19 protein-coding genes are annotated in these 18,660 nt (G+C 67.4%); 13 read left to right on the top strand and 6 right to left on the bottom strand.

Annotation, left to right across the window (positions count from 1 at the left end):
* Positions 1-119: 119 nt before the first annotated feature.
* Positions 120-617 carry a hypothetical protein gene (locus tag G3T36_RS04390; protein ID WP_240148246.1) on the top strand — a complete coding sequence of 166 codons (498 nt, stop codon included), beginning with the start codon at positions 120-122 and terminating at the stop codon, positions 615-617.
* Positions 618-746: 129 nt separating this feature from the next.
* On the opposite strand, the gene G3T36_RS04385 is transcribed toward G3T36_RS04390, so the two are convergent.
* On the bottom strand, positions 747-1,499 hold the full coding sequence (locus G3T36_RS04385) for a PspA/IM30 family protein (RefSeq protein WP_163288221.1): 753 nt from the start codon (positions 1,497-1,499) through the stop codon (positions 747-749).
* Positions 1,496-2,110, bottom strand: coding sequence for a hypothetical protein (locus tag G3T36_RS04380; protein ID WP_163288219.1), 615 nt, complete (start codon positions 2,108-2,110; stop codon positions 1,496-1,498). The genes G3T36_RS04385 and G3T36_RS04380 overlap by 4 nt, the downstream gene beginning before the upstream one ends.
* Positions 2,111-2,312: 202 nt before the next feature.
* Between G3T36_RS04380 and G3T36_RS04375 the strand changes: the two genes are divergently transcribed.
* Entirely contained in the window at positions 2,313-2,576 is a 264-nt protein-coding gene (locus G3T36_RS04375; RefSeq protein ID WP_163288217.1) for a hypothetical protein, read from the top strand.
* Positions 2,577-2,601: 25 nt separating this feature from the next.
* Positions 2,602-2,973: a DUF5652 family protein gene (locus G3T36_RS04370; protein ID WP_163288216.1), complete on the top strand. Its 372-nt coding sequence runs from the start codon at positions 2,602-2,604 to the stop codon at positions 2,971-2,973.
* Between the two features lie 3 nt (positions 2,974-2,976).
* On the opposite strand, the gene G3T36_RS04365 is transcribed toward G3T36_RS04370, so the two are convergent.
* Entirely contained in the window at positions 2,977-4,500 is a 1,524-nt protein-coding gene (locus tag G3T36_RS04365; protein WP_163288214.1) for an ATP-dependent DNA ligase, read from the bottom strand.
* 234 nt (positions 4,501-4,734) lie between these two features.
* On the opposite strand from G3T36_RS04365, the gene G3T36_RS04360 reads away from it, so the two are divergent.
* The 5 genes from G3T36_RS04360 (at position 4,735) to G3T36_RS04340 (ending at position 11,711) form a co-directional block, all read left to right on the top strand.
* The gene (locus tag G3T36_RS04360) at positions 4,735-5,142 is read left to right on the top strand and encodes a hypothetical protein (protein ID WP_163288212.1); all 408 of its coding nucleotides are present in this window, start codon (positions 4,735-4,737) and stop codon (positions 5,140-5,142) included.
* 279 nt (positions 5,143-5,421) lie between these two features.
* On the top strand, positions 5,422-6,735 hold the full coding sequence (locus tag G3T36_RS04355; protein ID WP_163288210.1) for an ABC transporter substrate-binding protein: 1,314 nt from the start codon (positions 5,422-5,424) through the stop codon (positions 6,733-6,735).
* Positions 6,736-6,815: 80 nt separating this feature from the next.
* The gene (locus G3T36_RS04350) at positions 6,816-7,760 is read left to right on the top strand and encodes a carbohydrate ABC transporter permease (protein ID WP_163288208.1); all 945 of its coding nucleotides are present in this window, start codon (positions 6,816-6,818) and stop codon (positions 7,758-7,760) included.
* On the top strand, positions 7,757-8,584 hold the full coding sequence (locus G3T36_RS04345; RefSeq protein ID WP_163288206.1) for a carbohydrate ABC transporter permease: 828 nt from the start codon (positions 7,757-7,759) through the stop codon (positions 8,582-8,584). The genes G3T36_RS04350 and G3T36_RS04345 overlap by 4 nt, the downstream gene beginning before the upstream one ends.
* Positions 8,585-8,624: 40 nt before the next feature.
* Positions 8,625-11,711, top strand: a complete 3,087-nt coding sequence (locus tag G3T36_RS04340) for a glycoside hydrolase family 38 N-terminal domain-containing protein (RefSeq protein ID WP_163288204.1) — start codon at positions 8,625-8,627, stop codon at positions 11,709-11,711.
* Positions 11,712-11,774: 63 nt separating this feature from the next.
* On the opposite strand, the gene G3T36_RS04335 is transcribed toward G3T36_RS04340, so the two are convergent.
* The gene (locus tag G3T36_RS04335) at positions 11,775-12,524 is read right to left on the bottom strand and encodes a GntR family transcriptional regulator (protein ID WP_163288203.1); all 750 of its coding nucleotides are present in this window, start codon (positions 12,522-12,524) and stop codon (positions 11,775-11,777) included.
* A gap of 139 nt (positions 12,525-12,663) precedes the next feature.
* On the opposite strand from G3T36_RS04335, the gene G3T36_RS04330 reads away from it, so the two are divergent.
* A complete protein-coding gene (locus tag G3T36_RS04330) occupies positions 12,664-13,005 on the top strand; it encodes an L-rhamnose mutarotase (RefSeq protein ID WP_163288201.1) in 342 nt (113 codons plus the stop codon).
* An 84-nt stretch (positions 13,006-13,089) separates the two neighbouring features.
* On the opposite strand, the gene G3T36_RS04325 is transcribed toward G3T36_RS04330, so the two are convergent.
* Positions 13,090-13,461, bottom strand: coding sequence for a VOC family protein (locus G3T36_RS04325; protein ID WP_163288199.1), 372 nt, complete (start codon positions 13,459-13,461; stop codon positions 13,090-13,092).
* 322 nt (positions 13,462-13,783) lie between these two features.
* On the opposite strand from G3T36_RS04325, the gene G3T36_RS04320 reads away from it, so the two are divergent.
* Together G3T36_RS04320 and G3T36_RS04315 are read left to right on the top strand one after the other, a co-directional pair.
* Positions 13,784-14,794, top strand: coding sequence for an aldo/keto reductase family protein (locus G3T36_RS04320; RefSeq protein ID WP_163288197.1), 1,011 nt, complete (start codon positions 13,784-13,786; stop codon positions 14,792-14,794).
* A 75-nt stretch (positions 14,795-14,869) separates the two neighbouring features.
* Positions 14,870-15,541: a FadR/GntR family transcriptional regulator gene (locus tag G3T36_RS04315; RefSeq protein WP_163288195.1), complete on the top strand. Its 672-nt coding sequence runs from the start codon at positions 14,870-14,872 to the stop codon at positions 15,539-15,541.
* A gap of 13 nt (positions 15,542-15,554) precedes the next feature.
* On the opposite strand, the gene G3T36_RS04310 is transcribed toward G3T36_RS04315, so the two are convergent.
* Positions 15,555-16,856 carry an enolase C-terminal domain-like protein gene (locus G3T36_RS04310; protein ID WP_163288193.1) on the bottom strand — a complete coding sequence of 434 codons (1,302 nt, stop codon included), beginning with the start codon at positions 16,854-16,856 and terminating at the stop codon, positions 15,555-15,557.
* A gap of 140 nt (positions 16,857-16,996) precedes the next feature.
* Between G3T36_RS04310 and G3T36_RS04305 the strand changes: the two genes are divergently transcribed.
* Complete coding sequence (locus tag G3T36_RS04305) at positions 16,997-17,896, top strand: fumarylacetoacetate hydrolase family protein (RefSeq protein ID WP_163288182.1); 900 nt, start codon at positions 16,997-16,999, stop codon at positions 17,894-17,896.
* The gene (locus G3T36_RS04300) at positions 17,893-18,651 is read left to right on the top strand and encodes an SDR family NAD(P)-dependent oxidoreductase (RefSeq protein WP_163288180.1); all 759 of its coding nucleotides are present in this window, start codon (positions 17,893-17,895) and stop codon (positions 18,649-18,651) included. Before G3T36_RS04305 ends, G3T36_RS04300 begins: the two co-directional genes overlap by 4 nt.
* Positions 18,652-18,660 lie beyond the last annotated feature (9 nt).

Below are 18,660 nucleotides of genomic sequence, written 5' to 3'. Positions count from 1 at the left end.
CCACTTCCGGTCCGGTGTGCCTCGTATGCGGGCACGCTCGTCCGAAACGGACGCTTTCGCGCACCGAGGGTGCAGAATGGCGACGAACGCTCTAACCGGACGAAACCAGAGGAGCCTGCATGTCCGCATCCGCATCTGCATCCGCAACCGCAGCGCCGGGCGCAGCAGAGAGTCTGCGCCGCCGTTCGCGCGAGGCGCTCTCCGCACTGGCCGTGATGTTTCTACTCGGGATGGCCGCCAACCTCATCGGCGAGCCCGAAGGCACGTTCGCGATCGTCGTCGACACGATCATCATCATCCTGCACATCCTGATCGCGATCGGTCTCGTCGTGATCAGCGTGCGGGCGCTGCTCGCAGCCAGGAAGGCGGCGCTCGGGGAGCGTGCGGCGCTCTGGGGTCTCATCGTCATCATCGTGACGTTCCTGGCGGGCGTCCTCACGGTGAGCACGCAGAGCGAGTGGGCGTCCTACCTGATGTCGGTCGGCTTCCTCGCCGCCGCCGCCCTCTACGGCGCGACCTTCTTCGCCTCATACCGCGTCGGCGCCTCACCCGCGGCCCCGGCTGCTCCCGCAGCCCCCGCCGCGCCCACGCCGCCCACGCCGCCCACGGGCGCCTGAGCCCCCACCGCTCAGCCCGCGAGCACAGGGTTCTTCCCGTTATGTGCGACTCATAACGGGAAAAACCCTGTGCTCGGCGAAGGTCGGGGCGCGGGGCGCGGGGCGCGAAGCGAGCGGCGCGGGGCGCGCTCAGGAGCCGATCGAGAGCCAGGCGTCGGGGCCCTTGGGGGTCGCGCCGGACGCCGCGGCGCTGTCCTTCATCGCCTTCAGTTGACGCTCGATGTCCGCGCGTGACGCACCGGAGGCCAGCTGCCAGTCGAGGTCCTCGTCGGGCGCAGCGGTGAGATCGCGGAGGGCGCCGCTGCGAAGCAGATCGTCCGTCGCTGCGGCGCGCGCCTGCATCTGCGCGACCTTGTCCTTGGCGCGGTCGAGCGTTGCACCGGCGTCGTTCAGCTGCGAGCCCAGCCCCGCGACGGCCTCGTTCACCCGCACCTGCGCCTGGGACGCCGTGTAGGTGGCCTTGATCGTCTCCTTCTCGATGCGGAACGCGGCGATCCGCTCGGTGATGCGGCGCTCGTTCTCCTGCAGGTTCGCCTGTTGCTTCTCGAGCGCCGCGTACTGCTCGCGCAGGGCCGCGACCTGTCGTTCGAGCACTGAACGGCGCTGCAGTGCCATGCGGGCCAGATCCTCCTGGCCCTGGTCCAGAGCCTGCTGCGCCTGTTCGGCGAGCCGCAGGTATCGCGCGCCCATCTCCTGTCCCTGCAGTTCGATGCGCTTCTTCGCCGTCGCCACTTCGGCCAGGCCCTGGCGCAGCTGCTGCAGCATCCGCACCTGCTGGTCGTAGCTGTCGTCGAGCATGTCGCGCGGATCCTCCATCCGGTCGAGCGCCCGAGAGGTCTTGGTCCGGAAGATGGTGCGCATACGCGCAGTGTTGTCGCTCATGATGGGTTCCTCGAGTCGAGGCGAGCCGGGTACGGCTGCCGGTGTGGTTCGAACAACAGGTCGTTCGAGTTGAGTGTGTGGAGTTCCTGCATTCCGGCGTGGAGTGCGTCGACCTCGCGGTCGACATCTGCCCGGAGCACGGCGAGGGATTCGTCGCTGAGACCGCTGAGGCCGGCGGCGACAGCGGAGCGGAGCCGGCGCACCAGCCCGACCACCTGGTCGACACGACGACGCAGCACGGGGAGCCATTGTGCGAGCGCCGCCGGGTCCGTCTCGCTCTCCAGGAACCGCAGTTCGGCGTCGAGCGTCGCGGCCTCCGCGCGGATGCGCCGGTACAGGCGCGGGAGCTCGCCGCGCGGTCCGTCGCTGCGGGCCGCCAGGTCGAGCGCGGCCTGTCCACTGTCGAGGGTCTCGTTCAGGCGGATGCGCAGCTGCAGCACCTCGTGCTGCGTGCCCCAGCTCAGGGTGGCGCGCGCCCGGAGCACCGCGCCGTTGAGCGTCCTGCTTCTCCGGATGCGTTTATACAGCGCCCGCACGATCAGCACGACCGTGACGATCGACGTGAGGACGATGAGAGCGAAGGCGCCCATGATCCAGGCCAGTGTCATCATTGCTGCCTCCTTGTCGTGACCAAATCGAGTCACAACGCGATATATCGCTAAGGTACGCCGGTCGGGCCCGAAATGCACCCGCTCATTCGAAGTAGACCTGCGAGTTCTGACCTCCGAGGGACCTTTGGCCCTGTCGACGACCCGGTCGGCACGGCAAGCTGATTCCCGGTGGCCGATGCGGGCCGGAGCGAAAGGGGATGCCGTGAACTGTACGTCGCACGAGGCGCCGGTCTCGCTCGTTCTCGAACAGGATGTTCCCGTCCGCATGACCTGGAACGGCCAGAGGTTCTACGTCGTGGGAACGGCGCACCCGCTTGACGCCATGTCGAAGGCACGCAAGGATTCGGCCTATGGGGAGGTCACGGCGTGGCGCTTCCAGGCGACGACAGCCGGTGGCGAGTCGCACACCTTCGACATCGTCTCTCCGGGGAATGCGCGCTGGAATCTGGGCGCTGTCCGGCCTTAGCCCCACAGCGAGATTGGTGGACGAGATGCACGGAGCACGCTGGGGATACGGGGAAGCCCCGGATCACGGGGACTGGAGGCGCGCGGGCTGGGATCAGGGCGGCTGGGATCACGGCGGCTGGAAACACGGAGGCTGGGATCACGGGGAGCATGGTCGCACCATGCCGCTCGGCATGGTCGCGCTCATCGTGTGGTCGCTGGCCTGGAAGGCCGCATCGCTCTGGAGGGCCGCGAAAGACGACAGCAAGCCGTGGTTCGCAACGCTGTTCGCCGTCAATTCGGCTGGGATCCTCGACGCCCTGTACATCTTCGTGATCAGTCCGCGCGCCAAGAAGAGTCAGGCCGAGATCATCGACGGCGCCGAGTATCCGCTCCAGACGCACACCCAGGAGACCTGACGGCTACACCTTCAGGAGGGCACGCAGGGTCTGAATCGTGTCGGCGTCGCCCGCCGACTTGTCGTCGCGGTACCGCTTGACGCGCGCGAACCGCAGCGCGATGCCACCCGGGTAGCGGCTCGATCGCTGCACGCCGTCGATCGCGATCTCGACGACCGTCGTCGGCTCGAGCCATACGGTGTTCGCCGTGCGGCCCACCTCGATCTGCGGGAAGTACTCCGTCTGCCACCGCAGCACGTCGTCGGTGAGGCCTTTGAAGGTCTTGCCGACCATCACGAACGCTCCCGGTTCGCCGAACTCGCCTGCGGGGTCCAGCGCGCCGAGATGAAGGTTGGAGAGCCAGCCCTGGCGCCGGCCGGAACCCCATTCGCAGGCGAGCACGACGAGGTCGTAGGTGAGCACCGGTTTCACCTTGATCCAGCTCGAACCCCGCCGACCGGCTGCGTACGGCGACCCGATCGCTTTGACGACCACGCCTTCCTGTCCGGCTGCAAGAGCGTCGCGGGAGACCCGTTCGGCGACCGCCGGGTCGTCGGTCACCTCTCCGGGAATGCGGTGCTCGCCGGCGATGCGTTCGAGTTCGGCGAGCCGGGTCGCCAACGGTTCGTCGAGCAGGTCGCGCCCGTCCACATGGAGCACGTCGAAGAACCACGGATGCAGGATCGTCTCGCGCGCGGCATCCGCCCCGAAGCGCGACATCGTCTCCTGGAACGGGCGCGGTGCGCCGTCTTCATCGAGCGAGAGCGTCTCCCCGTCGAGGATCACGTCGCGCACCGGGAGGCGGCGCACCACCTCGACCACTTCGGGCACCCGATGGGTGATGTCGGCCAGGTTGCGGGTGAAGACGCGGATGCTGTCCCCGGCGCGGTGCACCTGGATGCGTGCGCCGTCGAGCTTGTATTCGACGGATGCCTCGCCCGTGATCTCGAGAGCGGCCGACGGGCTCGACGCCGACGCGGCGAGCATCGGCAGCACGGGCCGGCCCACGACGAGCCCGACGGCGTCGAGCTGGTCAGCCGTGCCGGTGAGCGCGAGGCGAGCCGTCTCGCCGAGATCACCCGATAGCATCGCCGCCCGCCGAACGGTGGCGCCGGGGCGATCGGCGGCCCGGGCGATCGCGTCGGTGAGCACGCCTTCCAGGGCGCCTGTGCGCATCTCGCCGAGCAGGACCCGGGCGATGAAACCCTGTTCCCGTTCGGTGGCCCGTGCGGTCAGTTCGCGGAGTTCGCGGCCCCGGTCGCCGGCCGAACCCGCCCCGGATGCCGCACCCAGCCGATCGAGCAACCCGTCGAGGTCGGCGATCGACAGGCTCGCGACATCCGCCGGTTCTCCCATCGCGGCCGCGACACCGCGCCAGCCGACGCCGACCCGACCCTGTCGCGGTCTTCCGACGAGGAACCCCACCGCTGGAGCGATCTCGTCCGGCTCGAGCCGGGCAAGAAGGGTCGCGAGCGCGTCGATCTTCGCCAGGCGCGACCGGGTGGACGCGACGGTGTCTGCGGTGGTCACCAGCTCGTCGAGCAGCACGGCTCCAGTCTGGCACCGGCCGCCGACGCCCGGCCGATCAGCGGACGGCTGGGACCGGGACCTGGCGCGTGTCGCCCGATTTGGGGGACAGTGATTTGTCCCCCAAACAACCCACAGAACGGTCTTTCTGGTTATGCTCAGTCTGCACACACCCGAGTTACAGCCTTTGCTCCGAAAGACCGCGTCGACAGATCGATCGCGTTCTCCGGCGCCATGTGAACGAAAGGACGTATCGTGAACAACCCCTACGGAATCTCAGTGGACCCCGACATGGCTGCTCAGCGAGCGAACGCACTTCTCGAATCGGAAATCAAGGCACGCATCGATGCGGTCCGCGAGCTTGCCCAGCGGATGAACGCACTCGATGCGGCCATCCTCGAATACGAGCTGGCGTGGCAGGCCGCGAAGCAGGCCGGATGGTCAGACGAGCGACTTCGTGAGATCGGGCTGCACTCGCCCGACGAGTCGGCGCCCGTCGCCGGGCGCCGCGCCGCGGCCGCTTCGACGCCGACCCCGACGCTCACGTCCGCGCCCGCGCCTGTCGCGTCTTCGCCCTCTGTTGCGCCTGTCGTCCAGCTGCCGACGCCCACACCCGCTGTTGCGCCGGTCGCGCCCGTGGTGCCCGTCACTTTCGGCGGCTGATCCCGCGCTGACCTCAGAAGCCGCGGTCCCCTTTCCAGGGACCGCGGCTTCTGCTGTGTGATCGCGCATCGGCTGGTATCGTTACCAAATTGAGATGCGCCGAGTCTTACGCGCTACCCCTCGTTTGTGCTTTGGTAACGATACCAAAAGCAATTAATCCCGGCCATTGATCATCCCCGGACGATATTCGGCTGGATCCTTGGATACTTGTATGCAAGACTATCGGCACGGTCGGGCCGCCAAGCTCCGCACCTGCATAACTCACAGAGAGGTGAAGTAATGGAACGGAAAGTCTTCAAGCCGAGGCGAGCGACCCGAGCGCTCCTCGCCGTCACGGCTGCAGCGCTGATCGGCACCGCGTTCACGGGGTGTAGCGCGTCGGCCAGTGACACCACTGCGAAAGGCGGCATCCAGCCGCTGACGATGTACAACGACAACCCGCAGTGGAAAGACGGCTTCGTCAAGGCGGGCGACGAGATTGCCAAGACGACCGGCTACTCGCTCAACCCGATCGCACTCCCGTCGACCGCCAACTACACGCAGACCGTCCTGTCGTCGCTGCCGACCAACAAGTCCGGGGACATCATCAAGTGGTGGAGCGGCAAGATGCTGCAGGGCCTGGCGGCCACCGGCCAGCTGCAGGATCTCACCAAGCAGTGGGACGACGCCGTCAAGGCCGGCCAGATCAGCAACGACCTCCGCCCCTACTACTCGTACAAAGGCAAGGTCTACGCCGTACCGTTCGTGCAGTCCTACTGGGTGACGTTCTACAGCAAGACGGCCTTCCAGAAGGCAGGCATCTCGGCTCCCCCCACGACCTGGTCGGAGCTCGAGTCGGACCTCGGAAAGCTCAAGGGCGCGGGCTACCAGTTCTGCACCGGCCAGAGCGAGGGCTGGCCGTCGTTCGTCCCGTTCCAGATGTTCGTCGGCGCGGTCTCCCCCGACTTCTACACGAACCTCACCGACAACAAGGCGAGCTTCGACGCCCCCGAGGTCAAGCAGGCTCTGACGACCTGGCAGAAGTGGATCAAGAACGGCTGGACGACCTCGGCCGACACCAAGACCTTCGACTGCCCGGCAGCAATGAAGGCCGGCAAGGTCGCCATGGTTCCGATGGGCACGTGGGCGAACGGCCTCTTCAAGACCGCTGGCCTGACGGACTCGGAGTACGGCGCCTTCCTGACACCGTCGATGACCGACGGTCAGGCACCGGGCGTGTTCCTCGAAGGTGGAGCGATCGCGGTTCCGAAGAACGCTCCGCACAAGGCGGGCGCCCTGAAGGCGATCGCCGCCTGGCTGACGGCTCCGGTGCAGTCGATCTGGAGCGGCTACATCGGCGACTCCTCGCCGAACCCCCAGGTGGTAGCGACCGATGCCGTCATCAAGAGCGTCGCCTCGCAGGTCGCCTCCGAGAAGCCGACGATCCTCAACCGCTACTACGAGTCGCTTCCCCCGAAGCTCGTCCAGTCGACCATCAGCACTCTCGGCGGGTTCATGGTCGACCCGAGCAACCCTGACAAGACGATGTCCGACCTCAAGAACCAGGCCAAGACCGAATGGGCCGCCTGGGACAAGAACCCGAGCATCGGCTGATCGCCAGGGGTGGGCCGGCACGAACTGCCGGCCCACCCCGGCACGCTTCACCTTCTCCACAACGCGACAGGAGCGTTCGCATGACGACACTCACAGACCCGCCACGCACGGTACTAGAGCCGCCGGCGGCGCCACGCGCCCGCCGCCGCAGGAACAGGCCACACCACGAGCTTCGCGACAGGCTCTCCGCCACGCCGTTCTTCGGGGCCGCGGCGCTCTTCGTCGGAATCGTCCTCCTGGTGCCGTTCGGCTACACGATCGTCCGCTCGTTCTTCGGCAACGGCGGGGCAGGGTTCGCCGGGCTCGACAACTACGTCACGATGTTCCAGGACCCGAACATCCAGCTGTCCCTGCTCAACACGCTCATCTGGGCGATCGGCGCCCTCATCCTGCCCGTCCTCTTCGGGCTCGGCATTGCCATCATGACGAGCGCCATGAAACTCGGCGCCGTCGCCCGGGCCGTAGTCATCCTCCCCTACGCCCTCGCCGGAACGATCGTCGCCATCATCGGCAACATCATCTTCACGAGTCAGGGCTCGCTCAACCAGGCGCTCAACGCTTTCGGTCTGACGTCGGCGGACTCGCCGATCCAGTGGCTGCTGCACTGGCCCCTGAACGTCATCGCGGCCATCCTCATCGCGTCGTGGCAGTCGACGGGTGTCAACGTGGTCCTCTTCATGGTCGGGCTGCAGACCATCCCGCGTGAGACGACCGAGGCGGCCGCGCTCGACGGCGCCGACGGCTGGATCCGCTTCAAGGACGTGATCTTCCCGCAGCTTCGCCCGACCACCATCGTGGTCATCGGCCTCACCATCACCAACGCCCTCCGGGCTTTCGATGTGATCTGGGTCCTCACGCAGGGTGGCCCGAACCGCTCATCGGAGACGCTCGCACTCTCCATGTACCGGGAGTCGTTCCTCCTGCTCGACCCCGCAGTGGGCAGCGCGATCGCGGTCGTCCTCACGATCATCGTCGTCGCCTGCTCCTGGATCTACCTCCGCCGCCAGATTGGACATGAACTATGAAGACGTCGCTCCGGCCCGGGGTTCTGCTGAGGAACGCCGCCGTCATCGTGCTCACTTTCATCTGGGTCATCCCGACCTACCTGGTGATCGTCAATGCGATGACGCCGGTGCACTCGTACACCGGGAGCCCGGTGTGGTGGCCTTCCGGCTTCGCGTTCTTCGACAACGTCGTGCAGGGCTGGGTCGCCGGGCAGTTCCAGTGGCCGTTCCTCAACAGCCTCCTCTATGCGCTCGTGGGTGCGGGAGCCGCCGTCCTGCTCGCCTCGATGGCCGCTTTCGGGCTGGTCATCATGCCGGTTCGGCGTACGAAACTCTGGTTCTGGCTGATCTACGCGGGCACGCTGCTGCCGCTGCAGGTCTTCGCCGTCCCGCTGTACCAGGCGAGCGTCCAGCTCGGGTTGTACGACACCAGGACCATCCTGATCATCATCTACATCGCCCTGTGCATCCCGTTCGCGTTCTTCGTGACCCGCAACTTCCTGATCACGATTCCCGCAGAGATCGGGCAGGCGGCGAAGCTCGACGGGGCCGGATGGTGGCGGATGTTCATCAGCGTGTTTCTCCCGCTCCTGCGGCCTGCGCTTGTGGCGGCTTTCGTGTTCCAGTTCATCTACATCTGGAACGAGCTCTTCTTCGGGATCTCGCTCACCATCTCGCCGGAGAACCAGCCGGTGATGGCCGCGCTCGCGTCCCTCCAGACGCAGACGAGCGCACTCTCGCAGCCGGCGATCCTTGCCACGGCAGTCGTCGTCTCGGCGCCGGCGATCATCGTCTTTCTCGTGTTCCAGCGGTTCTTCGTCACGGGACTCACCAGCAACCTCTGACCAGCGCCTCCACCAGACCCCACACTTCAAGGAGCACCAGATGGCGGACCAGCCTGCCCTTCGTCGTACCTATCCCTTCGACCACGACCGCGCGATCGGGGGGCTGCGGAACCGCGCGTTCCGTACGTTCGAGATCGCAGGTCACCGGGTCGAGCTCGCAGCAGAGCCGCTGCTGCGCCGGACGGACGGGGGCCTCGAGCAGCCGATCCGGGTGCGGTCGGCCGTCCGTGTCTCGCGTATCGTGATCAAACTCCCGGATGGTACGACACGCGAGCTCGCGGGCGAGGATGCGGCGGGAGACCTGCGGTTCTTCCTGCCCGCGACGGAGCAGGCGGTCAGCATCCTGGTCGCGTTCCCCGACCTGGGCGAGGACGCCGTGGACTTCGAGGTGCGTCCGGTGCGCCCCTGGAACATCTCGCTGGTTCACCATTCGCATTTCGACATCGGGTACACCGACCTGCAGGGCCGTGTGATCACCGAGCAGCTCGCCTATCTCGACGACGCCCTGCGGCTGGCCGAGGCCGACGCCGGCGACGGCCCGAGTGCGTTCCGCTGGAGCGTCGAATCGATCTGGGTGCTCCGCGAGTGGATTGGCCGGAGGCGTCCGGAGACAGTGGAGCGGTTCATGACCCAGGTGCGGGCAGGCGCAATCGAGATCGCCGCGCTTCCGTTCAACATGCACACCGAGACCTGTTCGACGGAGGAGCTCCACGGGCTGCTGCGTTACGCGTGCGAGATCTCGCAGCGCTACGGGCTGAACCTCCCCGTCGCCTACCAGACGGATGTTCCGGGCTGCGTGGCCGGCACCGTGGATGCCCTTGCCGACGCCGGCGTGAAATACCTCGCGGTCGCCCACAACTGGGCAGGACGGTCCGTCCCGTACCTCGGCGACGGCGAGAAGCTGCCGCGGCTCTTCCGCTGGGCGTCGCCCGCGGGGAACAGTGTGCTGGTCTGGATGACCACGACTGCTGAGGGGATGGCGTACCAGGAGGCGGCGAACCTCGGTTTCGCCGACTCCGTCGACCATGTCGACGACCTGCTGCCGCTGTACCTGCTCAACGAGGAGACCCTCCCGTTCCCCTATGACGAGAACGTCTTCGGGTTCGCGCTCGGCAACCGCGACTTCGACCGCGACCCGTACCCGTGGAATGAGCTTCACCTTCGGGTCATGGGGCGCGTGGGGGACAACTGCCCGCCGAACCGGCGTCTCTCGGAGATCGTCGCGGCTTGGAACGAGCGGTGGGAGTACCCGAAGCTCGAGATCACCCGGACGCAGGACTTCTTCGAGCAGGTCGAGGCAGCGCACGCAGACGAGATCGAGACCTTCACCGGCGACTGGAACGACTGGTGGGCCGACGGGATCGGGTCCGCCGCACGTCACCTTCAGATGAACCGCGGTGCGCAGGCTGCGCTGTCACAGGCCGCGTCGGTCGACGCAATGCTCGGCGACGACGGCGTACCGGGATTCACGGAACGGATCGACGCCGCCTGGGAGAGCGTCGAACTGTTCGACGAGCACACCTGGGGCGCCGCGAACCCGTGGACGAGTGGTGACATCGCCTTCTCGACCGGTTCGGACCAATGGCACTGGAAGGCCGAGAAGGCGATCCGGGCCGAGCAGGAGTCCTGGTTGCTGACGCAGGAGGTGCTCCGCGCCTATGCCGAGCGGAACGGCGGCGCCGGTGATGCATCCATCTGGGTCGTGAACACGGCGGGCTACGCGCGCGGGGGAGTGGTGTCGGCCTTCCTGCCCGAGAGTCTCGTGCACACCACGGCCTCCGTACGCCTGATCGACTCCGTCACAGGCGCCGAGCTGGCGTTCGCCGAGCGCAACCAGACCAACCCCGTCCACCGCGATGCGGGGCGCTTCCTCGACGTCCTCATCGACCCCGTGCCCGCGTTCGGTTCGCGGCGGGTGGACGTCGTGGTCACGGATGCGCGTGGCCGGGCTGCGTCGCCCGAAGGCACCATCGTGCACCCGCGTGCGCTCGAGCCCGTGTGGCACCTCAGCAACGGGGTTCTCTATGTCGCGGTCGATCCGTGGACCGGGGCGATCGCATCCATCAGGAACCTCACGACGGGTGCCGAACTCGTCAACCAGGGTTCCGCCTTCGGGTTCAACGCGTATGTGCACGACCGGCTGGCGCCGCGGGGCGAGTTCAATCACCTCTCCGGCTTCGTCGCCGACAGCGGGCCCGACCTCGTGCTGCTCGCCGATCGCGCCACCCCGACCCATGTCGCGTTCGAGGACGCCGGTTCGGATGTGCTCGGCTCATGGCTCCGCTACCGCACGTTCGGTGTCGGGGTGGAATCCATCGTGACGACGCTTCGGCTCGCATCCGGGGCCGACTTCGTCGACATCACCAACAGGGTCGCCAAGACGTACACGGCCGACAAGGAGTCGGGCTTCTTCGCGTTCCCGTTCGCGCTCGAGCAGCCGACCGTGCGCTTCGAGGTCTCCGGCTCCGTCGCCGGGACGGACATCCCGGTCGTCCCGGGCGGGGCGGATTACCTGCACACGGTCCGGGACTGGGTCGTGCTGCACGCCGGTGCGCGGGCGGCGACCCTCGTCACGCAGGATGCTCCGCTCATCCAGGTCGGGGACATCGCGCTGCCGTTCGCGCCATTCCCCGGCACCCTCAGGACGCCGGAGCCCGGGACGGTCTTCTCGTGGATCCACAACAACATCTGGGACACGAACTTCCCATCGGGCCAGGCGTTCGACACCGTGTTCCGGTATCGCGTGCGCGGCTTCGCCGCGGCGGACGCCGAGACCGCGGGCGTCGAGAGCGCCGACCTCGCCCTCGACCTCGTCCGGCCCCTCCTCGCTGTCGCGGCCGATCCGTCCGGCGTCGGGGGCGACGCGGCATCGCTGCTCGAGCTCGACGATCGGCGCATCCGTCTGCTGGGCGTCACCCGCACCGCGCGGGGCACCGTCCTCGTGCGGCTTCAGTCGCTCGCCGAGGCGGAGGTCACCGTCGGGATCACTGCGGGCGCCGACATCGGCGGAGCCTGGAGTGCGAGCCTGGTCGGTGCGCGGCGCGGTCCCGTCGATTTCGAGGGACGTCGGGTGTCGATTCAGGTGCCGCGGTTCGGGTCCGCGGCCGTCGAGCTGAAGCTCACCTGATCGGGGGAGCGGGCGCGCCGTTCGGCTTCGGGCGCGCCCCGTTCTGCCCCGGGCGCAGGCCGATCACCCCTCGAAGTAATCGGGGTAGCGGGTCCTGAGGGAGCCGCTGTCGGCGAGGATGCGGTTGGCGTGCCGGCGGATGACGTCGAGCCCCGCCTTCTCGTCACGCGCTTCGACCGCTTCGACGATCGCGGTGTGCTCGGCGACCAGCGCGGGGTTGCCGACAGCGTCGGGCAGGTGAAGGCGGCGCAGGCGGTCGAGGTGCAGCTTGATCCCGCGTAGCACATCCCAGACGTGAGGAACCCCGGCCAGCGCGAAGATCGTCTGGTGGAGCTCTTCGTCGGATTCGAAGAAGGCCTCAGCGTCGTGTTCCTCCGCTGCTGCGATGTTGCGCTCGAGGGCGTGGCGGAGGGGCCGGGTGTCGAGCCCCGGGGTGGTGATCACCGTGTGGAAAGCACCGCACTCGAGTGCGGAACGGATGAAGCAGGCTTCCTCAACCTCGGGCATGAGGATCGGGGCGACACGGGTGCCGACCTGCGGCACGACCGTGATGAGCCGCTGGTCGGCCAGGCGCGTGAGCGCTTCGCGGATGGGTGCCCGGCTCACATTGAGGTGCGTTGCGAGGCTCGGCTCGGACAGGGGCGCTCCCGGGGCGAGCTCGACCGTGCGGATCGCGTCGCACAGCTGGTCGTATACCCAGTCGGAGATGCGGTGGGGCTGCACGGTAGGGCGCGGACGGTGAACTGGTTCGACGCCCTCTTTCGGGCCACGTGAGCCGTTGAGGCCGTATGAGGCAAAGTCTGCGGTCGTCATGTCGTCTCCGTCACCTGGCACTTGCCGACAAGTATACAGGGGGGCGCGTGCGTCGACGTGATTTCACGCTGCCATCTGGTAACGTTACCAGTGCGGATTTCGCCGTCGTACACCGTCGTTCGTCACAGGGAGGGCCGCAATGCCTCACGACTCTTTCCAGTTCTCCACCCGTCTGCGTCCGGGTCTGGGCCTGGCGTATGAGCAGTTCCATCGCGCCATCCCCGCCGACGTGGCCGGCGCGCTGCAAGCCGCCGGTGTCGTCGAATGGCGGATCTACCGCAACCGGACGACTCTGACCCACGAGGTCGTCGCAGAGGATCGGGACAGGATGCAGGAATTCCTCGACGCCGATCCGGTCAACGAGCGCTGGCAGCGGCAAGTGGCGCCCTACCTGTCACCGGAGACGGCGCCTGCCTCGGAGACGGCGTTGCCCGGCGAGCGTGGGGCCCTCATCTGGGACCTCTCGTGGCCGACCCGCTGACCGCATCGCCCATCCGGGCGCACTCGTAGAGGTCGAGGTGGCAGCGGCCATCCCCGATCGGTGAATCCCTCCGTTCGGGCTCGGCTACCCCGCCTCGGTGAGGCAGATGTAGTTGCCCTCGCTGTCGCGGAACCACGCCGCGTGGGTGTCGCCGATCGTGGCGACGCCGTTCTCGGTCTTCAGGCCGGGGAAGTCGTAGTCCTCGAACGTGATGCCATGGTCGCGCATCCACGCCATGTCGGTTTCGAAGGAGTCGGTCAGAAAACACATCTGGGTGTTCTGGGCCGTCCCGGCGTTGCTGGTCTCGTAGATTTCGAAGCCCGTCCCGGATGAGAGGCGGTAGATGAGGTTGCCTTCCTCTTCTTCGGCCGGGTCGAATTCGAGACTGTTGTGGTAGAACTCCTGTGCCCGTTTGAGATCGGATGCGGGCAGCACTGCATGCGCTTCGGTGAGCATGGTGAACGCCTCCTCATGGCGTGTTTGATGCCGCAACTCTACGCCGGATACGGGCGCGAAACCGAAGAATTCTCAGGTCGCCGGAGGGGGCTTCAGCCGGGCCGTTTACCCGAAAAAGGCCCGGCTGAAGAGAGTACAAGCAGGGTCCGGGCCTGTGGTGATGACAGTACACCCTTGACCCATGCCCGTCAGGGCTGACGCGAGGGTCGTCGCGAGCAATTCATCGAGCGCGCCGATGAATCCCAGAACCATCTACTGTTGGATTCGATCAATCGAGTTCCATACGATCGAGACAGCAACGTGCACCACTGAGAGGAACGACATGCAGTTCAGGTATCTGGGTCAGTCCGGTTTCAAGATCTCCGAGATCACGTACGGAAACTGGCTGACCCACGGCTCCCAGATCGAGAACGAGACGGCCGCTGCGTGTGTCCGGGCCGCACTGGATGCCGGCATCACCACCTTCGACACCGCGGACGTGTACGCCAACACGGCCGCCGAGTCCGTGCTGGGCGCCGCACTGAAGGGCGAGCGTCGACAGTCGCTCGAGATCTTCACCAAGGTGTTCGGCCCCACCGGGCCCAAGGGGCACAACGACGTCGGGCTGTCGCGCAAGCACATCATGGAGTCCATCGACGGCTCCCTCGAGAGGCTCGGCACCGACTACGTCGACCTCTACCAGGCTCACCGGTACGACTTCGAGACGCCGCTCGAAGAGACGATGCAGGCCTTCGCCGACATCGTTCGCCAGGGGAAGGCGCTCTACATCGGTGTGAGCGAGTGGACCGAGGACCAGCTGCGCGCAGGCGCCGCCCTCGCCAGGGAGCTGAAGTTCCAGCTCATCTCGAACCAGCCCGAGTACTCGGCCCTGTGGCGGGTCATCGAAGAGCGGATCGTTCCGACCTCGAAGGAGCTCGGGATCTCGCAGATCGTCTGGTCGCCGGTTGCTCAGGGCGTGCTCACCGGAAAGTACCTCCCCGGCGCACCGCACCCGGAGGGAAGCCGTGCGACGGACGAGCGTGGAGGCGCGGGCGCGGTCAAGCGGTTCTTGACGGATGACGTGCTCACCCGCGTGCAGAATCTCGCGCCGATCGCGCGCGAGCTCGACCTCACGCCCGCCCAGCTCGCCGTCGCCTGGGTGCTGCAGAACGACAACGTCGCAACCGCGATCATCGGCGCCTCCCGTCCGGAGCAGGTGGTGGAGAACGTGAAGGCGTCGGGCGTGACCATCCCCACCGAGCTCATGGTCAGGATCGACGAGGTCCTCGGCGATGTGGTCGAACGCGACGCATCGCGTACATCGGAGCGCTCGCCGTCGACCCGGGAGGCCTGACCTCACGAGGCGCGCCGCGGCAGGCCCGACCGCGGCGCGCCCAGCCGCAGACATCGGACCATTAGACTGTGCGGCATGGCGGTCACCGACGAAGCGATCTTGAAGATCAAGGACATGATCCTGACCGGCGAGCTCGCCCCTGGGGGCAGGTTGCCGCCAGAGCAGCAGCTCAGCGAGCGACTGGGCATCTCGCGCAGTTCCCTGCGTGAGGCAGTCAAAGCGCTCGAGGTCATTCGCGTTCTCGACGTCCGGCGCGGCGACGGCACCTACGTGACCAGCCTCGAACCGCAGCTGCTGCTCGAAGCGATGTCCTTCGTCGTCGACCTGCACGACGATTCGTCGGTACTCGAGCTCTTCGCGGTTCGGCGCATCCTGGAGCCGGCCGCCGCAGGCATGGCGGCGGCCGTCACGACCGACGCTCTCGTCGACTCCCTGCGGGCCGAGCTGGACCAGGTGCACCCGTCCATGGATGTCGGAGGCCTTGTCGAGCACGACCTCCGGTTTCATCGGGCGATCTCCGAGGCGGCCGGTAACGCGTATCTCGCCAGCCTCATCGACGGGCTTTCAGGTCCGACGGTGCGGGCCAGGATCTGGCGTGGCCTGACCCAGGAGAACGCCGTCGAGCGGACCCTGATCGAGCACCGCACGATCGTGGACGCCCTCGCACGCAACGACGCAGAACTGGCTCGAGCCCTGATGACGGTTCACATCAGCGGGATCGAACAGTGGCTCCGCGAAGCGCTCTGACCGGAACGGCGAACTAGCGGCCGGCGTCCCCGGTGCGGGCGTGCCAGGTGTACGACGCGATCGACTCCGTGCGCATCTCGGCTCCTGAACCCGGGGCGGTCGGCGGCCAGTAGCGTCCGTCGTGGACGTCGACCGGTGTGACGAAATGCTCGTGCAGGTGGTCGACGTATTCGATCATCCTGCCGTCGATCGAACCGGAGACCGCGACGAAGTCGAACATCGACAGGTGCTGCACGACTTCGCAGAGCCCGACGCCGCCCGCATGCGGACAGACGCGCACCCCGAACTTCGCCGCAAGCAGGAGGATCGCGATGTTCTCGTTCACTCCGGCGACCCTGGTCGCATCGATCTGGAGCACCCGCAGCGCATCCGCCTGCAGGAACTGCTTGAACATCACCCGGTTGGCGCCGTGCTCGCCGGTCGCAACGGGAATCGGTGCGATTCCGCGGGCGATCGCGGCGTGCGCCAGGATGTCGTCGGGGTTCGTCGGCTCCTCGACCCAGGCGAGATCGAAGGGTGCCAGGTCGGCGATCCAGTCGATCGCCTCGGCGACCTCCCAGCGCTGGTTGGCGTCCACGGCGAGACTGATGCGCGGCCCGATCGCGGCCCGGGCGATGCCGAGACGTCGGACATCGTCGGCCCGATTCGCTCCGACCTTCAGTTTCACCTGCTCGAATCCGTCGGCGACCGCTTCGCGGCACAGCCGGTCGAGTTTCGCGTCGTCGTAACCGAGCCAGCCGGGTGTGGTCGTGTAGGCGGGAAAGCCGGATGCGAGGAGTTCGGCCCGGCGGCCGTCGCGGCCGTTCTGGGCGGACCGCAGGATCGAGAGAGCATCGTCGGGCGTCAGGGCGTCGCTCAGGTAGCGGAAGTCGACCAGCGCGACGATCTCTTCGGGCGTCATCGCGGACAGCAGCGCCCACAGGGGCAGGCCGGCGCGTTTCGCCTTGAGGTCCCAGAGTGCGTTCACGACGGCCCCGATCGCCATGTGCATGACGCCCTTCTCGGGTCCCAGCCAGCGCAGCTGCGAGTCGTAGACCAACTCGCGCCAGGTGCCTCCCATGTCGGCGAGAAGGTCTTCGACGTCACGGCCGGCCAGGTGGCCTTCGAGCGCGCGGATCGCAGCGACCTCCACGTCGTTGCCGCGCCCGATCGTGAAGACGAACCCGTGGCCCTCGAGACCGTCGTCGCTGTCGGTGATGACGCGCACGTAGGCGGCCGAGTAGTCGGGGTCGGGGTTCATCGCGTCCGACCCGTCGAGCATCGTCGAGGTCGGAAAACGGATGTCGCTGGTGCGGAGTGCGGTGATAGTGCTCACAACCCGAGCATAGACATCCGATGTCTTGGGTGTCAATTGCGGCTGATTTTGGCCGAATCTCGTGAAATCACCACATTTTCGCCGTATAGTTCAGATGTTCTCCGCTGTCGCCGAACTCGCCACCCAAGGAAATCGACTCCATGAAACTCGCACGCCTCGGCCCCGCCGGCGCCGAAATCCCCGTCGTCATCACACCGGAAGCCACCTACGATCTGCGGAGCCTCACCGCAGACATCGACGGACGGTTCCTCGAGGGAGGTGGAGTCGACGCGGCCCGCGCGGCTCTCGAAACCGGGCGGCTCCCCGAGCTGCCCGACGCATCCACCCTCCGGATCGGCTCGCCGATCGCGCGCCCCAGCGCGATCATCTGCATCGGGATGAACTACGTCGCGCATGCGGCCGAGTCCGGCTCCGCGCCGCCAGAAGTCCCGATCATGTTCCTGAAGACGCCGAACACGATCGTCGGGCCCGACGACGACGTGACCATTCCACGCGGCAGCACGCGCACCGACTGGGAGGTCGAACTCGGCGTCGTCATCGGGTCGCGCGCCTCCTACCTCGACTCACCTGCCGACAGCCGCGCCCACATCGCCGGGTACGTGGTCGCCGACGACGTCTCGGAACGCGACTTCCAGCTCGTCGTCTCCGGCGGGCAATGGTCCAAAGGCAAGAGCTCGCCGGGCTTCAGCCCCGTCGGCCCGTGGCTGGTCACGCCGGACGAGGTCGACGCGGGCGCTCTGAGGCTGCGCAGCTGGGTGAACGGCGAGCCCCGGCAGGACTCGACGACGGCCGACCTCATCTTCGACGTCGACTTCCTCATCTGGCACCTCAGCCAGTACCTCACCCTGGAGCCGGGCGACCTGGTGCTCACGGGCACGCCGGAAGGGGTGGCCCTGTCGGGCCGGTTCCCCTATCTGCGCGACGGAGACGTCGTCGAACTGGAGATCGAAGGGCTCGGCCGGCAGCGCCAGCGCTTCGTGGCCTACCAGCCCCGAACATCCGAGCGACTGCTCGAACACGAAGGAGAGGACGCACGATGACGGCGGAATTCGAAGGGCTCGTCGCGGTCGTGACGGGCGGCGCATCCGGGATCGGTGCAGCGATCGCCAGGCGGCTTCTCGCATCCGGAGCCCAGGTCGCGGCCCTCGACCTCCATCCTGAGACCGCACCGGATGGCGCCGTCCCCGTCATGGTGGATGTCGCGGACGACGTCTCGGTCAGGGCGGCGATCGCCCAGGTCGCCACCCGCTTCGGCCGGATCGACATCGTCGTCAACAACGCGGGCATCGGCGCCCAGGGCAGCGTCGAGGACAACTCGGACGAGGAGTGGCATGGCGTCTACGACATCAACGTGGTCGGCGTGGTGCGCGTGACCCGCGCGGCGCTGCCGTATCTGCGGGTCTCCCCCGCCGCATCCGTCGTGAACACCTGCTCGATCGCGGCGACCGCCGGCCTGCCCCAACGCGCCCTGTACAGCGCGACCAAGGGCGCTGTGCTCGCACTGACCCGTGCGATGGCGGCCGACCACCTGCGCGAAGGCGTGCGGGTCAACTGCGTCAACCCGGGCACGGCCGACACACCCTGGGTCGCGCGACTGCTCGACAGCGCGCCCGACCCCGAGGCCGAGCGGGCCGCGCTCAACGCGCGTCAGCCGCACGGGCGGCTCGTCAGTCCGGATGAAGTGGCCGGCGCGGTCGCGTACCTCGCCAGTCCGCTCTCCGGTTCGACGACCGGTACGAGCATCGCCGTCGACGGCGGGATGCACGACCTGCGGCTGCGGCCCGTGGAGGGGTGAGCTCCAGCG

The organism is Leifsonia tongyongensis (assembly GCF_010686705.1).
Classification (GTDB): Bacteria; Actinomycetota; Actinomycetes; order Actinomycetales; family Microbacteriaceae; genus Diaminobutyricibacter; species Diaminobutyricibacter tongyongensis.
This window is presented reverse-complemented; position numbering and strand designations above follow the sequence as displayed.